Here is a 17011-nt window from a genome sequence, read left to right on the forward strand (position 1 = left end):
CGCTCCAGCGTGAACGCTAGACCGTGGCGCACCGCAACGCCCTGCGCCTGCTCAAGCTAGTCAATTCCCTGCTGGACTTCTCGCGCGTGGGGGCGGGCCGATCACACGCCGTCTTCCAGCCCACGGACCTGGTCAGCTGACGGCCGAACTGGCCAGCAACTTCCGCTCGGCCTGCGAACGGACCGGTCTGGCAGCGCCCACGCCGAATCTTTCGTCGCCGAGGCGATGCGGTGGCTGCCTGATGCGGATGACGCCCGACCCGACGCGGCCGGGGTTCCCGAGGATTTCGGCGGCTCGGTCGAGGAACGTCCCCGTGTGGTGCTCGCCGACGACAACGCCGACATGCGCGCCCACGTCAAAGGGCTGTTGGAGGCCGGCGGTTACGAGGTCCGGGCGGTGTCCGACGGACGGGCGGCTCTGGAAGCCGCGTTGGCCGGCCCGCCGCCCGATCTCGTGCTGAGCGATGTGATGATCGCCGGGACTGGACGGCTTCGGTTTGCTGGCGAGCACACAGGCGGCCTGCGGAGGAAGTTCTTCGCCAATCGATTATCCGATGACCAAACGCATCGACGTGGTGGAGACCCATTTTGGGAAAACCATCACTGATCCTTATCGCTGACTGGAAAACGATCCTGCCCACGATCAGGATGTCGCGAACTTCGCGATGCGTTCCTGCGCGGACCGGATCGGCTGGACGCCGTCCGCAGCGCGCTTGGGGGCTCCGACCTGGAATCCCAGCATCAGATCCGTCAAGGTGACGGCTTCCTGCGAAAGACCATGGCTCGCCGCGGTGGACTCCTCGACCATGGCCGCGTTCTGCTGTGTTGCCTGATCCATCTGGTTGATGGCGGTGTTCACCTGCGCGAGGCCGGTGGCCTGTTCCTCCGTCGAATGGCTGATCGCCTCGACGACGCCACTGATCTCCGAGACATGGTCGGCGATGCGCCGCAGGGCCTTTCCGGTCTGTCCGACCAGTTCAACCCCTTGGCCGACCTCGCTCGTCGAGGTGGCGATCAGCGCCTTGATCTCCTTCGCGGCCTCCGCCGAGCGCTGGGCGAGGGCGCGAACCTCGGAGGCCACCACGGCAAAGCCCCTCCCGGCGTCGCCGGCGCGGGCGGCTTCGACGCCGGCGTTCAGAGCCAGCAGGTTGGTCTGGAACGCGATCTCGTCGATCACGCCGATGATCTGGTTGATCTCGCCTGAGGAACGCTCGATGGCGCTCATTGCATCGACCGCCTGCTCGACGATCTTCCCGGAAGCCTCGGCATCCTCCTTTGCGCGGCCTACCACCCTGCGAACGTCGCGCGCGCCTTCGGCCGTCTTGCGCACCGTGGCCGTGATCTCGTCTAGCGCCGCGGCGGTCTCTTCCAAGCTCGCGGCCTGCTGCTCGGTGCGGCGTGACAGGCTATCAGCCGCCTGGCTGATCTCGCTGGAGCCGGATTTGATGCTTCTGGCTGAAGACACCACCGCGCCCAATGCTGACTGCAGCTTGTCGATCGCGGCGTTGAAGTCTCCACGCAGTTGTTCGTAGTCGCGGCCGAATGGCTCCTCCAGGCGATGGGTCAACACGCCGTCGGCCAGCCGTTGCAGGCCGCCCGCCAGCGCTTCCACGACCCTGGCCAACTCCGCGGCCCGCGCGGCACGTTCCTGCTCGGCGGCTTGCCGCTGCGCCTCCGCCTCCTCACGCAGACGCCGGGCCTCGTCCTCCATGGCCTGACCCTTCAGAGCATTATCCTTGAACACTTGCACGGCCTTGGCCATGGCGCCCACCTCGTCGCCGCGCTCCTGGCCTTCCACGTCCACGGTCAAATCGCCCTGGGCCAGTCGCTTCATGCGCTCGCCAAGCCGAACGAGCGGGGCGGCGATCTTGGCGTTCGCAATCCAGACTGAAACTCCAAGGCCGGTCAGGATCGACGCCAAGCCAAAGACCACCATCATGATAGTCGTCTTGGCCGCATCCTGTTTCAACGCCGCCACTGTTACGCCGTTCTCCCGCTCGAGGGCCGTGTTGAACGTCTTGATGTCAGCGGCCAGCGCGGTGATCTCGACATCCACGGCCGCCATCGCGCTCGCAGCGGCGGCGAGCTGATCGAGGTTCTCGGGCGTGAACGATTTGATGTCGGTGAGGCTGGGGAAGGTGCTGCCGATCGCAACCGGCTTCTGAGCTGCCTCATAGACGCGGTCGAACCGCGCCTTGAAGGCGCGGTACTGTTCGGCTTTGGCGGGGTTCAGGCGGATCGCGTCGTCGAAGGCTTCCGCGGCCAGCGTCCTGACCTCGTGGAATTCCGCCATGACCTGTTTCCCACGCGGCGAGGCGGGATCGTAGTTCATGGACTGGTACGCATTTCGACCGAGGCTGTTGGTGAATCGCGCCACCCCGGCCAACCGCAGGATCGCCGGGTCTACGCCATCGGTGATCTGCGCATAGCGATGAGAAAGCTCGCTCAGCTTGAAGACGCCTCCCGCCACCACGAGGGCGAACACGAGCGCCATGCCGATCAACGGGACCAGCGTCTTGGTTCGAAGCCGAAGATTGTCGAAATTCATCGTCGCGCCTGCCCCTGAGGGTCCTGGCGGCGACCAGATCGAGGTCGGCGATGGCTCGCCGCCTCTCAAAATCTCGCCAGGACGAGTCCCTTGCTCGACGAGATTGGCCTGTGGTTAATAACAAGTCGTTGACTGATGTTATCTGACCGTCGTCAGGCCGCACCGCAACCTGCGAAATACTGTCGCATTTTCTGGGGTTGAAGCCTTCAGATTTGCAACGCTAGACCTCCCACTTCAGGAAAGCATGTTTCATATTCGGGAACATCTGTTCTCGGCGTGGCGGAACGGAGGGAAGGCTCGCTGCTCCCGCGCCCTTATGCCTCCCTTACAGTCGAGGGCGGCAAACAGACCATCGCCCCCTACGGCGAACGACAGCCTGGCGCCAGAAGCGGAAACTGGCGCTGTGGCCATCCCCCGACGTCCAGAGTCCGCGAAGGGCGTGAAGAACGGCCATCCGCTGTCTAAATCGATCACGGCCCCACACTTCTCAAGGCGGGTCCCGCTCACGGAGCCGTCGATCCCGCCTGGCCCGTTGCGGTTGCGACCGGTCACCTCGTGCCGCTTCTAGACGCCACGGCGATGGAGGATGGGCATGTCCAGGCGGCTCGGGCTATTTGCCTGTTTCTGTTTTCTACTGATGTTCGGGATGGGGTCGGTGGCGGTCGGCCAGCCGTCAGGGCGGCTGATCGCCGCCGAGCTGCGATCCAAAAGCTTTACTGGCAGCAAGATCGGCCTCTCACCGCTGTGCAAGCTCACCCTCTATCTGCCGCCTGGCTATGCGGATCAGAAGCGGCGCTTCCCGGTCATCTACTATCTCAATCACTTCTTCGAGGATCACACCGCGCCCTTCGCCAACTATGGCGCGGCGGCACTGTTCGACCGGGCGATCGGTCAGGGCGTGATTGGCGATGTGATCGTCGTCACGGCCGACTTCTCAACCCCGGCCGGCAGCTCCTGGTACGCCAACTCGCCCGCCACCGGGAACTGGGAGGACTTCATGGTGCGCGAGCTGGTTCCCTATGTCGACGCGCGCTATCGGACGCTGGCCAGTCGAGACTCGCGCGGTGTCGTCGGCGACGGCGTCGGCGCCTATGGCGCGATCCGTTTCGGCATGCGCTATCCTCAGGTGTTCGGATCGGTCTACGGCATGCAGCCGGTCGGCGCGGGGGCGAACCTCCAGACGACGCATAGCCGACCCGACTGGGAACGGCTGGCGAAGGCGCGCTCGCTGGACGATCTGGGCGACGACGGTTTTTCGCGGATCTTCACCTCGATCTATCAGGCGGCCCTGCCTAATCCGGATCGGCCGCCGCTGTTCTTCGATCCGCCGGCGCGCAGCGTCGATGGTCGCGTGGTGGTCGACACCGACGTCATGGCTCGGTTCCATGACCACTTCAGCCTCGCCGCCCAGCTCCCGTCCTACGCGGAGAACCTGAAGACACTCAGGGGCTTCAAGTTCGACTGGGGCCGAGCCGACCCGATCGTCGACCACGTCTACGGTAATCAAGCCCTGTCCCGCCTGCTCGACGAATATGGCGTGCCGCATGAAGCCGAGGAGCACGAAGGCGGTTTCCGCGATCGGCATTGGGGCGAGCAAGGCCGCGTCTATACCGATGTTCTGCCGTTCTTCGCCCGCCATCTGGTTTTCGATGAGGCATCAAGATGATCCCACGCCGCGTGCCCGCCCTCTTTCAGGCGCTGTTGATCGCCACGGCGCTCATGGCGACGCCGCCAGCCTTGGCACAAGGCTCGCCTGAGGGCCCCCGGGCCATGATCAAGCTGCTGGCCAAAGGCGCTTCCAGTCCGCCGACCACCCTGGCCGATCTGGCCTGGCTCGAGGGACATTGGATCGGCCGGTCGGCTTGCGCCAGAAGCAGACGCTTGGGTCGCTGCAGGAACCGGACCTTCAGGGGCGGTCTCGGGTGAGCCACGAGTCTGGGGCTCGACGGCGGTTGTCATCCGCCGCCGGCCACGGTTCAGCGGTGACCCGCCGCGAACTAAGCGTGGACCGGCCGCCAATGGGGGTAAGTGACGTAGGCCGTCAGCGCGCCCTCTTCATGCGAGCGGATGGTCACGGCCTGGCCCTTGGGCATGTAGGCGATCTCGCCAGGACCCGCGGTGACGTCCGTCGATCCGGTCGAGACTGATAGCCTTCCTTCCAGGACGATCATCACGTCATCGACGGCGATCGTCTCGGCCAGGGTTTGGCCGGGACCGTACCGGCCATAGCCGATGGTGATCGGCCCACCATGGCGCTCATCGACCAAGTTGCCGACGAAGACCTCGGCTTCCTGTCCGGGGGAACGTTCCAACGACGCGTCCGCAATCGTGAACTTGCGCACTTCCATCACAGCCCTCCATGCTGACCTGACGCTGAGATCTCGAGATTGGATAGCCAAGACCGATTGCAAGCTGGACCGGGCGCCCTGGCTCGCGCGATCTGAGGATCGCTGGTGGCCACCTGCCGTAGGGAAGGGAGGCGGCGACAGTGCGCCGAGAGCTGAACCTAGGACCTTTCCACAATCCAGACATTCGAGACTGAACGCCGAGTGCGGCGACGGGGGCCTCTACCGGCGCAGGGGCTCGAAGCCGTTGGGCGTGAGCGTCATCGCCCCCAGTTCCAGGCCCATGCCCCGCGCACCTTGCGCGACAGCCTTACCGAGTTCGGCCATCACAGCCGGCTTTCCCTTCGCTTGCTCGACGCTGCCGTCGATCAGGGCGGACTGGATCCAAAGGGTCTCCGCGAGCTGCTGCTTCATCGCGTCGCCGCCGCTGGCGAATGCGGGCGCTTTCGCCAAGGCGCGTTCCGCCTGGACCCTGACGGCGGCGATGGTGGCCCGGCTGGGCGTGTCGTTCCGCCCCTGGGTCGCTTGCCAGGCGTTGATCCAATAGACGGCGTAGGCGTCCGCGAGGTTGTCGATGCGCAGCCCCTGCGGTGCGACGGCTGCGCCGATTTTCTCAATGATGTCGCCTGCGGCGAAAGTTTTGGCGAGCCCCTCCGCTCCGGCCGGATCGACGGCGCGCGTTCGGTCGACGAACTGCTGCAGGTTAGCCGCTCGTCTCGCCTTCGACGGCGTGTAGAAGGTGGACTCGGCCTGTGGATCGGGCCGCGCCGGAGCGGCCGCGCCGGTTCGCTGTTGTTCCCGCTGCTCCCGCAGCACCTGACCGAGCGGATCAACGCCCGTGATCGAGGGCGTTATGGTGCTCCAGCCCATGTCCTGGGCTGAGGCCTGTCCGACGATCCGCAAAGCCAGGGCTACCCCCAGCGCAACGGCGGCTCTCATGCCTGCTCTCCGTTAAGCCCATTCCGGTTGAACAGTGCCCATTTTTGATCGCGCCGGCGATGCGAGAGTGCCTCACCGATGCAAGCGGCGTCCCCGCCAGCCCGCGGCCCAGTGGGACGGCTTGGGACCCATCACGAAAGCCAGTTCACCGCCGGCGACGATCTGCTGATAGGTGACCAACGGTGTGTCGAGCCGCCTGCCGTTCAGGGTCGCGGACTGGATGTAAGGATTGGCGTCGCTGTTGTTGGCGGCCTTCACCGAAAAGCGCTTGCCGTTGGGCAGGTTCAGCGTGGCGCTCGCATAGAGCGGGCTGCCGATCATGTACTCGGTGGACACCGGATCGACCGGATAGAACCCCAGGGCCGCGAAGATGTACCAGGCGGACATCTGTCCGCAGTCCTCGTTGCCCAGCACACCGGTCGGTGTGTCGCCATAGGCGTCCCGCGCGATCCGGCGGACCCAGGCCTGGGTTTTCCAGGGTTGGCCGCCGAAGTCATAGAGGTAGCTGTAGTGGTGGCTCGGCTCGTTGTCGTGCCGGTTGTGCCCCCCGGCGAAATGCTCGTCCAGCTTGGCGTTGAACGCCGCCTCGCCGCCCAGCAGCCGGATCGTTCCCGGAATGTCATGGAGAGCAGAGAACAGGTAGGCCCACTCGTCGCCCTCGGTCCAACCCTCCCGCGGCGAGGCCCAGGTCCCGTCGAGATTGCGGGCCTGCATGAAGCCCCGGGCGGGATTGAACAGGGTCTTGTAGCGGAGCGAGCGCTCGGTGAAGCGGCGATAGCCCGCCTCATCGCCGGCGGCCTTGGCGATGCGCGCCACGGCATGGTCGTCATAGGCCTCCTCCAGCGTGCTGGAGGCGGATTCCGAAACCTTGTCGGCCGGGATGTAGCCTAGCGCGCTGGACCAGCTGAGGCCGGCGCGGGCCTCGTAGGGATCACCCGGCTCGCGGTCAAGCCAGCGGCGCGTGGTGTCGCCCTCCGGAGGGACCGTCGCGTCCTTGAGGACGGCGGCGTAGGCCAGCTTGAGGTCGAACCCCTTGAAGCCCTTGGCGACCGCCTCGGCCACCAGGGAGTCCGCGTGAGTGCCGATCATGATGTTTGTGTAGGACGGATTGGGCCATTTGGGCATGTATCCGCCCTCCTGGTAATCCTGCAGCAGCGCCCGGACCATGCCGTCGATCCGCTCGGGGGCGATCAAGGTCAGCAGGCTGTTCTCGGCTCGGAAGGTGTCCCAAGTCGAAAAGGCGGTATAGGCCTCGCCGTCGTGCACCTTGTCGTCGAAGGCGCTGTAGTAGCGCCCGTGCTCGGAGAAGAGCCTGGGATACAGCAGGGCGTGGTAGAGGCCGGTATAGAGGATGCGCCGCTGGTCGTCGCTGGCGCCGTCGACGGTGATCTGGCCCAGCTTGTTGTTCCAGATCGCCTTAAGCGCGGCGACGGTGGCGTCGAAATCCCATTGTGGCAGCTCGGCGTCGAGGTTGGCGCGCGCTTGCTCGATGCTGATGAAGGACGTACCGACCTGGGCCTCGACCACTGGATCATCACCGTCGTCGAACCGCGCGAAGGCGCCCACATTGTCGCCCTCGATCTCGGTTCCCGGCGCCGAAAGCGGACCTTGATAGACGCCGCCCTCCGACATCGGCCCCCGGAAGCGGACGACGAAATAGCCCTTGAAGTTGGACAGCTTGACCTTGCTCAGGTGGGCGTCCATCCGATCGGGATTGTAGCCGACGATCTCGCCCCGGACGGCGTCCACCTTGATCCAGCCGCGGGCGCCCGCGCGCGTCGCCTCGACCAGGATGGACCGCTTGGTTCCGGCAGGAAAGGTGAAGCGCAGATAGCCGGCATGGTCGGTGGCGGTCATCTCGGCGCGGATGCGCTTGCCCGTCTCGGCGTCGCCCATGTGAACGGAATAGTAGTAGGGCGTGACCACCTCATCGGCATGGCTGAAGCGCAGTCGACGGTATTCGGGGCTGGGCTGGAGCGAGCCCATCTCGGGCATCAACGTGACGTAGCCGTAGTCTCCCATCCAGATGGCGGGCTGGTGGGTGCCGATGAAGCCGGTGATCCATTGGTCTTCGTAAGCATACGAAGCGACGCTGATGCGGTTCTGGCGGGTCTGGGCGGTCCAGTTGGTCATCCCGAAGGGGGTGGTGACCAGAGGCGTCGTCCCGGCGTACTCGGGGCCGTTTTCCGTTCCGCCCGTGCCGATATAGGGGTTCACCCAGTCCACCGGGTTTGACTGGGCCCGCGCGGCGGTGCCGCCGGCCATCGCCGCCGAGGCCAGGAAAAGCAGGCACGCTAGAATCCCCAGCGCCACATGGCTTCGCGCCGGAAGCGCGCCCGTCTTTTTGGTCATCCTCATGCCTCTTGCGCGCTCTTCGTCAAATGGCCGCCGATTAGTGGCCAGAGCCCTGGGTTTGTCGAACGACAATCATTGGATGGGTTCCTCGCTGGACCCCCGACCTTGTCGGGCCGGTTTCGCGAGGTGGACAGCGGAACGTCAGCGAGCAGACGAGCTGGTCGCCGAAGCCGTTCGCCTGAGGTTGGAAGCCCAAGAGCTACGCGCTCGCCTGCGTCAAACGATGACGGTCGAAAGGCCGATGTGGGGATGGGGGCGCATGTCGACATCGCGGCCGACCCCGGCCCCGATGTCAATCGGCCCGATGTGGTCGAAGAAGATGAAAGGGCCGACCATCCTGCGCCTGGCGAAAGGCAGCACCCGGCCAACGTCCAGGCCGCCGCCGAGACTGCGACGCCGGGCTTCGATCACCATTTCAATCATGTCGTTTCTCCTTGGCGCAGGCTGTCTAGAGCCCGTCGCGCGATATTAGGAATCGCGCGACGGGCTCTAGGCTTTTGTTTTCGCATCGCTATTGCGGAAAACCGGCGGCCACTTTTCCGCGCGATGCTCTAGGCGGCCGCTCTGGCGGCGCGAATAATTGGCGCGACGTCCGCGCCGAGAAGTTCGATCGAGCGCTGCATCGCCGAGGTCTCAAGCGAGGCGGTGCTCATCTGGAAGGTGATGCGGGCAAGACCTCCAAGAGCCGTGCTGGCCTGCAGCATCTTGGCGGCCACGGTCTGGGGGCTGCCGACGAGGAAGGCGCCGTCCGGCCCGGCCAAGGCGTCGAACTGCTGGCGCGTCGGGGGCGACCAGCCGCGTTCGCGGCCGACCGTGCCGGTCAGATGCGCCCAGCCGGGGAAGAACGCGTCCATGGCCGCGCCGTCGGTCTCACCGACGAAGCCCATGGCGTGGACGCCGACCTTCAGCGTCGCCGGATCATGCCCGGCGCGCGCTCCGGCCCGGCGATAGAGATCGACCAGCGGCCTGAAGCGCCCGAACGAACCGCCGATGATCGCCACCATCAGCGGCAGGCCCAGCAGGCCGGCGCGGGCGAACGATTCCGGCGTGCCGCCAACTCCGAGCCAGACCGGCAGGCGCAGTTGATGCGGACGCGGAAAAACGCCCTGGCCGGTGAGCGCCGGGCGAAAGCGGCCCTGCCAGATGGGGTGGGCGGTTTCGCGAAGGGCCAGGAGGAGGTCCAGTTTCTCTGCAAAGAGGTCGTCGTAAGCGCGGGTGTCCAGGCCAAACAGCGGAAAGGCCTCGCCAAACGATCCTCGCCCGACCACCAGCTCGGCGCGTCCCTTGGAGATGAGATCGACGGTCGCGAACTCTTGGAAAACACGAACCGGGTCGGCGGCGCTCAGGACGGTCACTGCGCTCGTCAGCCGGATCTGGCTCGTGCGCGCGGCGGCCGCGGCCAGGATCACCGCCGGCGCGGAATCCAGAAATTCGGCGCGATGGTGCTCGCCGATGCCGAAGACGTCCAAACCGACCCGGTCGGCGACCTCGACCTCTCTCAGGAGCTCGCCCATCCTGTCGGCCGCCGAGGGCGGCTTGCCCGTTTCAGGCTCAGGCAGGATGGCGGCGAAGCTGTCGATACCGATTTCCATTGGGGATGCTCCATTCGGTTCAGTCATGCGGTGATCGACCCAGCCCGAGCGCCGACGGCCGCACGTTCAGAACCTGAAGGTCGTCTGTGCGCCGACCATCCTGATGATCCGCGCCGACCCAGTGTCACGAATGAATGGGCCGGGATCGAAGGCGCTCAGTGACCCGGTCAGGTTCAACTTCGGCGTCGCCTGCCAGCTCGCGGCAAGTTCGATCTGCTTTCCGATGAAGCGCGCGTCGCTGTCCTTGCCGCTGCGTACCAGTAGCCCGGGAATGGCGTAGATTCCGTCGTGCGTGCTCTCACGCCAATAGGCCACTCCGGTTAGCGATATTGCGACGTCCTTGTGCGGATGAACCGTCGTTGAGGGTCGCAGGTGAATCAGGTTTCGCGGACCGATCGGCGACAGCGCTCCGAAATACTTGCCGTTCGGGAAAAGCGGATTCAGCGTTCCCAGCTTCGGATCTTTCGGGTCGCCGTCGCCGGAAACGATGTCGGCGGTGAGGGCGACCTCGGGTCGCAGGGATGCGTTCCGGAAGCGATACCCCGTCTCGAACCCCGCGCCCCACGCCTCCGATCGGTGGCCGGCGAAGGCGCCACGCTGATACGCGGCTTCGATGTTCCAATACCAGGCGCCGTTGTCGCCGAAGATCCTCGAACCGAAGGTGTGCGCCAGTTGCCTGCCAGATCCCTGATCGAAGACGGCGTTCCGGTCTCGCAGGCCGATGTAGTACACATCAAAGCCGTTCAGATGCTTCGCGTCGAGCCACCGTGTGGCGTAGACGCCCCATACCGCCTTGTCGTGCGAGCGCCGGTCGTTGAATTCCCCCAGCCCTGTGTCGACCGGCTGAAGGTAGAACCCGGTCACGCGGCGCGTCTTCCCGGTAAGGATGGCTTCAAATCCGTCAAAGGGCAGTGGAACGCCGGTTCCATAGCGCCTGTCGATGAACCGTCCCGATCCAAGTGAAACCAGCTTCCGCCCAGCAGACAGTCGGAGTGAGTCGCCACCCGACGCCGCGAGGTCCACGTCGACAAACGCCTGCAGCATGTCGACGCCGGTCGTGTCCGCCGGCCGTTTCGGCCGATCTGTTCCTGAAATCGCCGAAAGGATCGGCATCGCGAAAAACCGGACCTTGCCGACGTGGAGATCGGCGTAGGGCATCAGGCGATTCCAGACGTAACCATCGTTCGGCGATGATCCCCAGTTCGCATTCTCATAGCCTTCATAGCGTGAACGCGCCTCAAGGCCGGTCGTGAGGTAGGTCGCGCCGTCGTCGTTCAGCGGAATATACTTCAACGGCTCCGCCCAATCCCCCTTGCGGTCGGCCGGATCGGCGAGCCAGGACCAATCCTCGGAATATCGCTCGATGGTCAGCGTCGGGGCTCGCTCCATGTTGGTCGACACTTGCGCGCTCGCTGCAGAAGGCATCAGCGAGGCGGCTGCGACCACAAGCCGCCATCTGGCGCTCGCCAGCAGGGGGGCGCTGAGTCGATCGCCGTCACTGGACGACACACGCCTCAGCGCGGTTCCGGCCCGAAGAAGGTAGATGACGAGCATCATGCCAGCGGTCTGCAGAAATGCGCCCGGCCAATGCTCGCCGCCCATCCCGATCAGCCTGCGTTGTTTTCGACAGGCGTCTTCAGAAGTTGCTGTTCCCACAGATAGGCGATGCCGCTGCCGCCCATGTGCGAGATCATGATTTCAGTCAGTTCCTCGACGTGTTCGGTGCGCGCCCAGTCCCGCTGCCATTCACCAGCCAGGGCCATCACGGTCATCATGTTGGCGCCAGCGGTGATCATCCGCTGGATGGCGACTTGGTGAGACTCGGTCGAAACGCCGCCGCACGCGTCGGTGATCACGGTCACGTCCCAGCCTTCGCCAAGGGCTTGGATCACAGGCATCGCCACGCAGACCTCGGTCCACAGGCCGGCGATGATCAGCTGCTTGCGGCCGGTCGCCTTGACGACGTCCACCACCTTCTCATCCTGCCAGGTGTTCACCCAGGTGCGATCGATGACGTCCTGGCCCGGAAACACGTCGGTGATCTGCTTGAAAAGAAGGCCTCCACGACCCGCGATCACGCTGGTGAGAATGGTCGGAACTTCAAATGCCTTGGCCAGCTTCGCCAGCGCCGTGGTGTTGTTCACCACCGCCTGCGGGTCGTGGCTGTTCAGATTGGCCAGTTGGTAGGGTTGGTGGTCGATCAACACGAGGACGGAGTCTTCCGGGCGAAGGAGCGAGTCGAGTCCGTTGCGGAGCGTCATGATCATTCTCTGCTGCAGTTGTCGGAACATTTGAGGAAGGGCGTGCGCCGCAAGCGCGCGGCCTCATCGGACATTGCCATTCCCGTTTTCGACGCGGTACCACCTGACATTGCTACGCCGTGTCGCAGAACGAGGAACGCCAACTTGGATACAGACGACCTGCGCACCTTTGTCGAAGTGGCCGACGCGGGCGGTGTCTCGCAGGCCGCGCGTCGGCTTGGCGTCTCCAAATCCATTGTCAGCCGCCGGCTCTTGCGGCTGGAAACGGAGTTGGGCGCGCATCTGCTGGCGCGGACCACGCGAGGGACCGTGCTGACGGAAACCGGGGCGACCTTCAGGGACTATGCGGCCCGGATCAGCGCCGAGATCGACGTGGCCATGGAAACGATCCTTCCCGAGGGCGATCTGCGCGGGCGGTTGCGGATCTCGGCGCCCCTGACCTACGGCCCCACGCACGTCGCGCCGATCCTTGCCGAAATGGCGCGTCGCCATCCCCGGCTCAGTATCCAGACCTGCTACACGGATCGCTTCGTCGACCTCGTGGCGGAGGGCTACGACTGCGCGATCCGCATCGGCTATCTCCAGGACTCAACCCTGGTCGCCCGACGCGTCGCGCCGATCCTGGGCAAGCTCGTCGCCAGTCCCGACTACATCGCCGCGCACGGCGCGCCCGAGACGCCCGACCAGATCGCCCATCACGAGGCGCTCATGCAGGGCACGGAAGCCTGGCAGTTCATGGACGGCGAAAAGGTCATCTCGGTGCGCCCCCAAGGCCGTTTCAAAGCCGACAACGGCGTCGCGCTCGTCGCCGCCGCCGTCGCAGGCCTTGGGCTTGCCTGGCTTCCAGACGACTTCACCGACGAGCACGTCGCCTCGGGCGCTCTGGTCCCGATCATGACGCGCTATCCGCCGCCCGCAGCGGGCGTTTACGTGGTGCGTCCTCCGGGCCAGCATCCTGCTCGCAAGATTCGCATCCTCACAGAGCTCTTGATTGAATACTGCGACCATCCCAATCCAATGGCGGCGCTCGCGCAGGCCCGTAAGCAATCCTTGTCGGCGTCGGGCCGGACGGGGCCGGTCGGCTAGATTCCCCCTGGATGGATTTATAGGTCGGGCGCGCCTGCATCCGGTCCGCCGGTTTTAGGAGTTTGCGCCGCCATCCACGGTCAGCACCGTCCCATTGATCACGCTCGCGGCCGGGCTGGCGAGGAACGCGACCGCCGCGGCGATCTCACTTGCCTGAGCGTAACGGCCGACAGACGAGAGGCTGCGCTGGAAATCGGCGCTGTCGCCATCGGCTGGATTGGCCTCGGTGTCGACCGACCCAGGCGAGACGAGGTTCACCGTGACGCCTTGTGGACCAAGCTCGCGCGACAGGCCGCGTGTGAAGGACAGCAGCGCGGACTTCGACATCGCGTAGGCCGTGACGCCCGGGAACGGCACGCGATCGCCGAGCGCCGAGCCGATCGAGATGATGCGGCCGCCCTGTGTCAGGTGTGGGATGGCGGCCTGCGCATAAACGACCGGGCCGCGCACATTGATGTCCATCAAGGTCTGATATTGCGCCAGATCGAGCTCCGCGATCGACCCGGCCAAGCCAATGGCGGCGTTGTTGACAAGGATATCGAGGCCGCCGAGCGACGCGACTGTGTCGGCGACCGCTTGCTTGGCGGCGGCCGGATCGGCGCTGTCGGCCTGGATGGCCAGGCCGCGGCGGCCCAGTTTCTGGATCGCGGATACGACGGCGTCCGCGCGGTCGGGCGAGTTCTGGTAGGTGATCGCCACGTCCGCGCCGCGTTCGGCCAGGAGCTGCGCGATCGCAGCTCCGATACCCCGCGATCCGCCGGTCACGAGGGCGCGCTTTCCACTGAGATCAGTCATGTTCCGTCCATTGGGATAGGGTGGAAGGCCTGACTTCAGGCCCCGGAGACGTGCGACGAGCCGGTCTCCTCAGGGCATGGAAATAAGCGGCGGCAGATCGAGCGACATACCCGATCTTGCCGGAGGCTTGCCTGATCCTTCCAACTCGCTATTTGGGCCGCATGACAGCCCTGGACATCATGACCCGCCGTCTGCTGGACGACCTGACGCCGTTCGTCGCCGCCCGTCCGCGGACCGTAGGGGTCGCGACACCGGTTCCTCGCCTGACGGTCTGGTCGACCACGGCGCCGACGGAGCCCACGCCGGCAGCCTTCAAGCCGATGCTTTACGCAGTGTTGCAGGGATCCAGGGTGCTGTTCATGGGCGGCAACCGTTTCGAACTGACCGCCGGCACCTGCACAGCCTCGTCCTTCGGCCTGCCCTATGTCGACCAGTTGCTGAACGCCTCGCCCTCGGTCCCCTACATCGGCGTCGGCCTCGACTTCGATATTGCCAAACTCACGCGCATCATGCTCGATATGCCCAAACGGGAGGATCGCTGGGTCTGCGCGGCGGCGGCCGGCGACCTTGGCGGCCAGGTCGGCGAGGCGTTCGCGCGGCTCGTGGGCCTGGTAGCCACGCCCGATGACGTGGACATGCTGGCGGCCCCCTACGAGACCGAGCTCTACTACCGGCTCCTGCAGAGTTCGATGGGCGATACGCTTCGCCAGATCGGCCAGCGCAACGCGCGCGTGCGCCACATCAAGGCCGCCGCCGACTGGCTCGCCGCCCACAACCGCGAGTCCGTTGTCATCTCTGATCTCGCCGCGTCCGCGGGGATGAGCGTGACCTCGTTCCACCGGCACTTCAAGGCGATCACGGGCTACAGCCCCCTCGCCTTCCAGCGGCACATGCGCCTACTGGAGGCTCGAAAGCTGCTCGTCGCCGGGAGCGCCACCGTCTCGCGCGTGGCGTTCGACGTCGGCTACGCCAGCGCCTCGCAGTTCAGCCGCGAGTACAAGAGCATGTTCGGCGCCTCGCCGGTCGAGGATCTGCCACGGTGAGACCGGCGCGCAGATACGGATGCGCTGAGAACTCTGAGCTGCCGCTTCCGATCTGAACCGCAAGACCTGCGTCCGTAGTCCCCCTTCCCGGCAGGTTGAACAGGTCCGATTTCGGCGTGACAGCGCCAAGAGCGGCCCTTGGAGTCGCCCCGGACTCCGGCCCCTCAGACGCGGGCGCTGATGACGAAGTCCGACCCATTTGCACCAACTTCCAAACTTCTGCTCTCAGCAGGCGGGCGTGATGCCTACCTCCCGAACGTCGTCTTCTTCGGCGGTGATGCCGCGCCAGGAGGATGATGGGCACGCCCATCAGCAAGAAAACAACGGTCCTCGTCACTCAGAGCGCCGTCGCTGGCTCGGCCGCTATAGCCCGGTGCAGCAGCGCTAGAAAATGCTCCGAGCGCGGAATTTCTTGCCCTGCGATCGCCGAGACCGCTACGCCGGGCGTCCAGGAATTCATCACCGCCCCGCCCGACAGCGTCCGTAGGTTATCAAGGGTGATCTCGGCTTCGCGCTGGGGAACGCCCTTTCCGTCCAGCTGTCGCCGAACCATGCCCATCATCGTGCCGGCCAGGATGTGGGCGCGGGGCCAGACCACCCCCTCTCCATCCCAGAAGGCCAGGTTCCAGATCGTCGCCTCGCCCAGCAGCCCGCGGCGGTCGACGAATGCGGCGTCGTCGAAGCCACGCCGCCGGGCTTCGTGCAGGTAATGGGTCTTGGCGAATTCGCCGACATGCTTGATCGAGGCCACCGGCCGCTCGTAGTCTACCGTCGCAAGCCGCAGCGGCCCGGAGGGACCATCGGACGGTGGCGCCGTGCGGACCAGGACCGACGGCACAGCGTCCATGCTATCGACGGTGAACTCTCCTGGGCGCGTGAAGACCGTCGCCGTCAGCGACAAGTCCTCGGGGCCGGCGTCAACTGCGGCGCGGATGTAGTCCGTCACCACGCCGTTGGGGGTCGCCTGGCCGAACAACCGCAGAGACGCCTCGCGTAGGCGCGCCAGGTGCAGGTCCAGGCCCTTCACTTGCCGTCCCCGCACCTGCATCGCGGTGAAATGGGCGAAACCGGCAAACGCCAGCGGAGCGAGTTCCGCGGCGCTGGCGGGATGGCCGTTGATCAGGGCGAGGCCGACGCTGGAGGAAATGGACATGGACTTGGCTCCGAAGCGGGTTTGTGGCAGGAGCCGACTCTGTAAACTGTGACAGCGCTGTGAGGGTCAAGGGCCTGGCATGAAGATCGGCGAACTGGCGAAGCAAACCGGCGTGAGCATCCGTATGCTGCGCTACTACGAGGCTGAGGGCCTGTTAAACCCGCAGCGAACCGCCAGCGGCTATCGCGACTACGACGCGGCCGAGGTGCGGACCGTGAACCGCATCAAGCTTTTGGGCTCAGCCGGCATGATCCTGGCGACGATCCGGCAGTTCCTACCCTGTATCCGCGGCGAAGGCCCCGTGTTCGAGCCCTGCGATGAACTGCGGACAACCCTACGCGAGCAGATCCGTCGCGTGGAAGATAGCGCCGCGAAACTGGCCGAGAGCCGGGCTGTTCTGCAGAGCTTCCTGGCCGAGATCGAGGCGCCATAGCGCCGTCCGAGCACACGCAGCGCTGCCGTTCGCGCCGACAACCGCTTTTCCACCCCAGCTGCCGATCCGGAGGTCCGTATGGCCGACTGGACCGCGCCAATTGCTGCCGTTGACCCGACTCCAGCAAGCAGACGCTCAAGTGAGCTGCTCGGTGCGGATATGCCCCGACCGTACTCCGATCAGGCACTTGGATGAGCAGGTCTGTGTACTCCTAGAATTCTTCCCATTCGTCGCCGGCCGGCTGGGCCGAGCCGGTGAAGGCGGCGAGCTTGGCCTGGGCGGCGCGAACCGGGTTGACGCCCGGGCGGCTGGCCGCGCTGGCCGGGGCGACCGCGGGACGGGCGAGCGGACGCGAGGCCGTCGGCGGCGCGGTGGCGCGACGGGTCGGGGCGGCGCGGGCGGCCTGGACGCCGCCGACCTGGAAGCGGCCGATCATCTGCAGCAGTTGGTTGGCCTCGCCCT

14 protein-coding genes and 2 pseudogenes are annotated in these 17011 nt (G+C 65.6%); 5 read left to right on the plus strand and 11 right to left on the minus strand.

The features are described from left to right. The first annotated feature begins 225 nt into the window (after positions 1-225). Positions 226-606 (plus strand): response regulator, encoded by a 381-nt coding sequence (locus ACIPQB_RS25350; protein WP_446488025.1) that lies wholly within the window; start codon positions 226-228, stop codon positions 604-606. Between the two features lie 36 nt (positions 607-642). On the opposite strand, the gene ACIPQB_RS25355 is transcribed toward ACIPQB_RS25350, so the two are convergent. After that, on the minus strand, positions 643-2547 hold the full coding sequence (locus tag ACIPQB_RS25355; protein ID WP_446488026.1) for a methyl-accepting chemotaxis protein: 1905 nt from the start codon (positions 2545-2547) through the stop codon (positions 643-645). A 592-nt stretch (positions 2548-3139) separates the two neighbouring features. Between ACIPQB_RS25355 and ACIPQB_RS25360 the strand changes: the two genes are divergently transcribed. Beyond that, positions 3140-4213 carry an alpha/beta hydrolase gene (locus tag ACIPQB_RS25360; protein ID WP_446488027.1) on the plus strand — a complete coding sequence of 358 codons (1074 nt, stop codon included), beginning with the start codon at positions 3140-3142 and terminating at the stop codon, positions 4211-4213. Between the two features lie 331 nt (positions 4214-4544). On the opposite strand, the gene ACIPQB_RS25365 is transcribed toward ACIPQB_RS25360, so the two are convergent. The 7 genes and pseudogenes from ACIPQB_RS25365 to ACIPQB_RS25395 all read right to left on the minus strand — a co-directional run bounded on the left by ACIPQB_RS25365 (position 4545) and on the right by ACIPQB_RS25395 (position 12039). Beyond that, positions 4545-4895, minus strand: coding sequence for an ethanolamine utilization protein (locus ACIPQB_RS25365; protein ID WP_446488028.1), 351 nt, complete (start codon positions 4893-4895; stop codon positions 4545-4547). A 219-nt stretch (positions 4896-5114) separates the two neighbouring features. After that, complete coding sequence (locus ACIPQB_RS25370) at positions 5115-5831, minus strand: DUF6683 family protein (RefSeq protein ID WP_446488029.1); 717 nt, start codon at positions 5829-5831, stop codon at positions 5115-5117. Between the two features lie 72 nt (positions 5832-5903). Beyond that, positions 5904-8183 (minus strand): GH92 family glycosyl hydrolase, encoded by a 2280-nt coding sequence (locus ACIPQB_RS25375; RefSeq protein WP_446488030.1) that lies wholly within the window; start codon positions 8181-8183, stop codon positions 5904-5906. 228 nt (positions 8184-8411) lie between these two features. Continuing rightward, positions 8412-8609, minus strand: a pseudogene (locus tag ACIPQB_RS25380) (pirin family protein); the annotation flags it as partial. A 128-nt stretch (positions 8610-8737) separates the two neighbouring features. Beyond that, positions 8738-9805 carry an Atu2307/SP_0267 family LLM class monooxygenase gene (locus ACIPQB_RS25385; RefSeq protein ID WP_446488031.1) on the minus strand — a complete coding sequence of 356 codons (1068 nt, stop codon included), beginning with the start codon at positions 9803-9805 and terminating at the stop codon, positions 8738-8740. Positions 9806-9844: 39 nt separating this feature from the next. Beyond that, positions 9845-11380 carry an alginate export family protein gene (locus tag ACIPQB_RS25390; RefSeq protein ID WP_446488032.1) on the minus strand — a complete coding sequence of 512 codons (1536 nt, stop codon included), beginning with the start codon at positions 11378-11380 and terminating at the stop codon, positions 9845-9847. Positions 11381-11385: 5 nt separating this feature from the next. Beyond that, entirely contained in the window at positions 11386-12039 is a 654-nt protein-coding gene (locus tag ACIPQB_RS25395) for a hydrolase (protein WP_446488033.1), read from the minus strand. A 144-nt stretch (positions 12040-12183) separates the two neighbouring features. Between ACIPQB_RS25395 and ACIPQB_RS25400 the strand changes: the two genes are divergently transcribed. Next, positions 12184-13125, plus strand: coding sequence for a LysR family transcriptional regulator (locus ACIPQB_RS25400; RefSeq protein ID WP_446488034.1), 942 nt, complete (start codon positions 12184-12186; stop codon positions 13123-13125). Positions 13126-13179: 54 nt separating this feature from the next. On the opposite strand, the gene ACIPQB_RS25405 is transcribed toward ACIPQB_RS25400, so the two are convergent. Beyond that, on the minus strand, positions 13180-13920 hold the full coding sequence (locus ACIPQB_RS25405; RefSeq protein WP_446488035.1) for an SDR family NAD(P)-dependent oxidoreductase: 741 nt from the start codon (positions 13918-13920) through the stop codon (positions 13180-13182). 179 nt (positions 13921-14099) lie between these two features. On the opposite strand from ACIPQB_RS25405, the gene ACIPQB_RS25410 reads away from it, so the two are divergent. After that, positions 14100-14963, plus strand: a complete 864-nt coding sequence (locus tag ACIPQB_RS25410; protein WP_446488036.1) for an AraC family transcriptional regulator — start codon at positions 14100-14102, stop codon at positions 14961-14963. 337 nt (positions 14964-15300) lie between these two features. Here ACIPQB_RS25410 and ACIPQB_RS25415 read toward each other — a convergent pair whose 3' ends face one another. Beyond that, on the minus strand, positions 15301-16116 hold the full coding sequence (locus tag ACIPQB_RS25415) for an aminotransferase class IV family protein (RefSeq protein ID WP_446488037.1): 816 nt from the start codon (positions 16114-16116) through the stop codon (positions 15301-15303). 79 nt (positions 16117-16195) lie between these two features. On the opposite strand from ACIPQB_RS25415, the gene ACIPQB_RS25420 reads away from it, so the two are divergent. Continuing rightward, positions 16196-16549: a MerR family transcriptional regulator gene (locus ACIPQB_RS25420; protein ID WP_446488038.1), complete on the plus strand. Its 354-nt coding sequence runs from the start codon at positions 16196-16198 to the stop codon at positions 16547-16549. A 211-nt stretch (positions 16550-16760) separates the two neighbouring features. Here ACIPQB_RS25420 and ACIPQB_RS25425 read toward each other — a convergent pair. Continuing rightward, positions 16761-17011 (minus strand): annotated as a pseudogene (locus tag ACIPQB_RS25425) (methyl-accepting chemotaxis protein); the annotation flags it as partial.

The organism is Caulobacter sp. LARHSG274 (genome assembly GCF_052871235.1).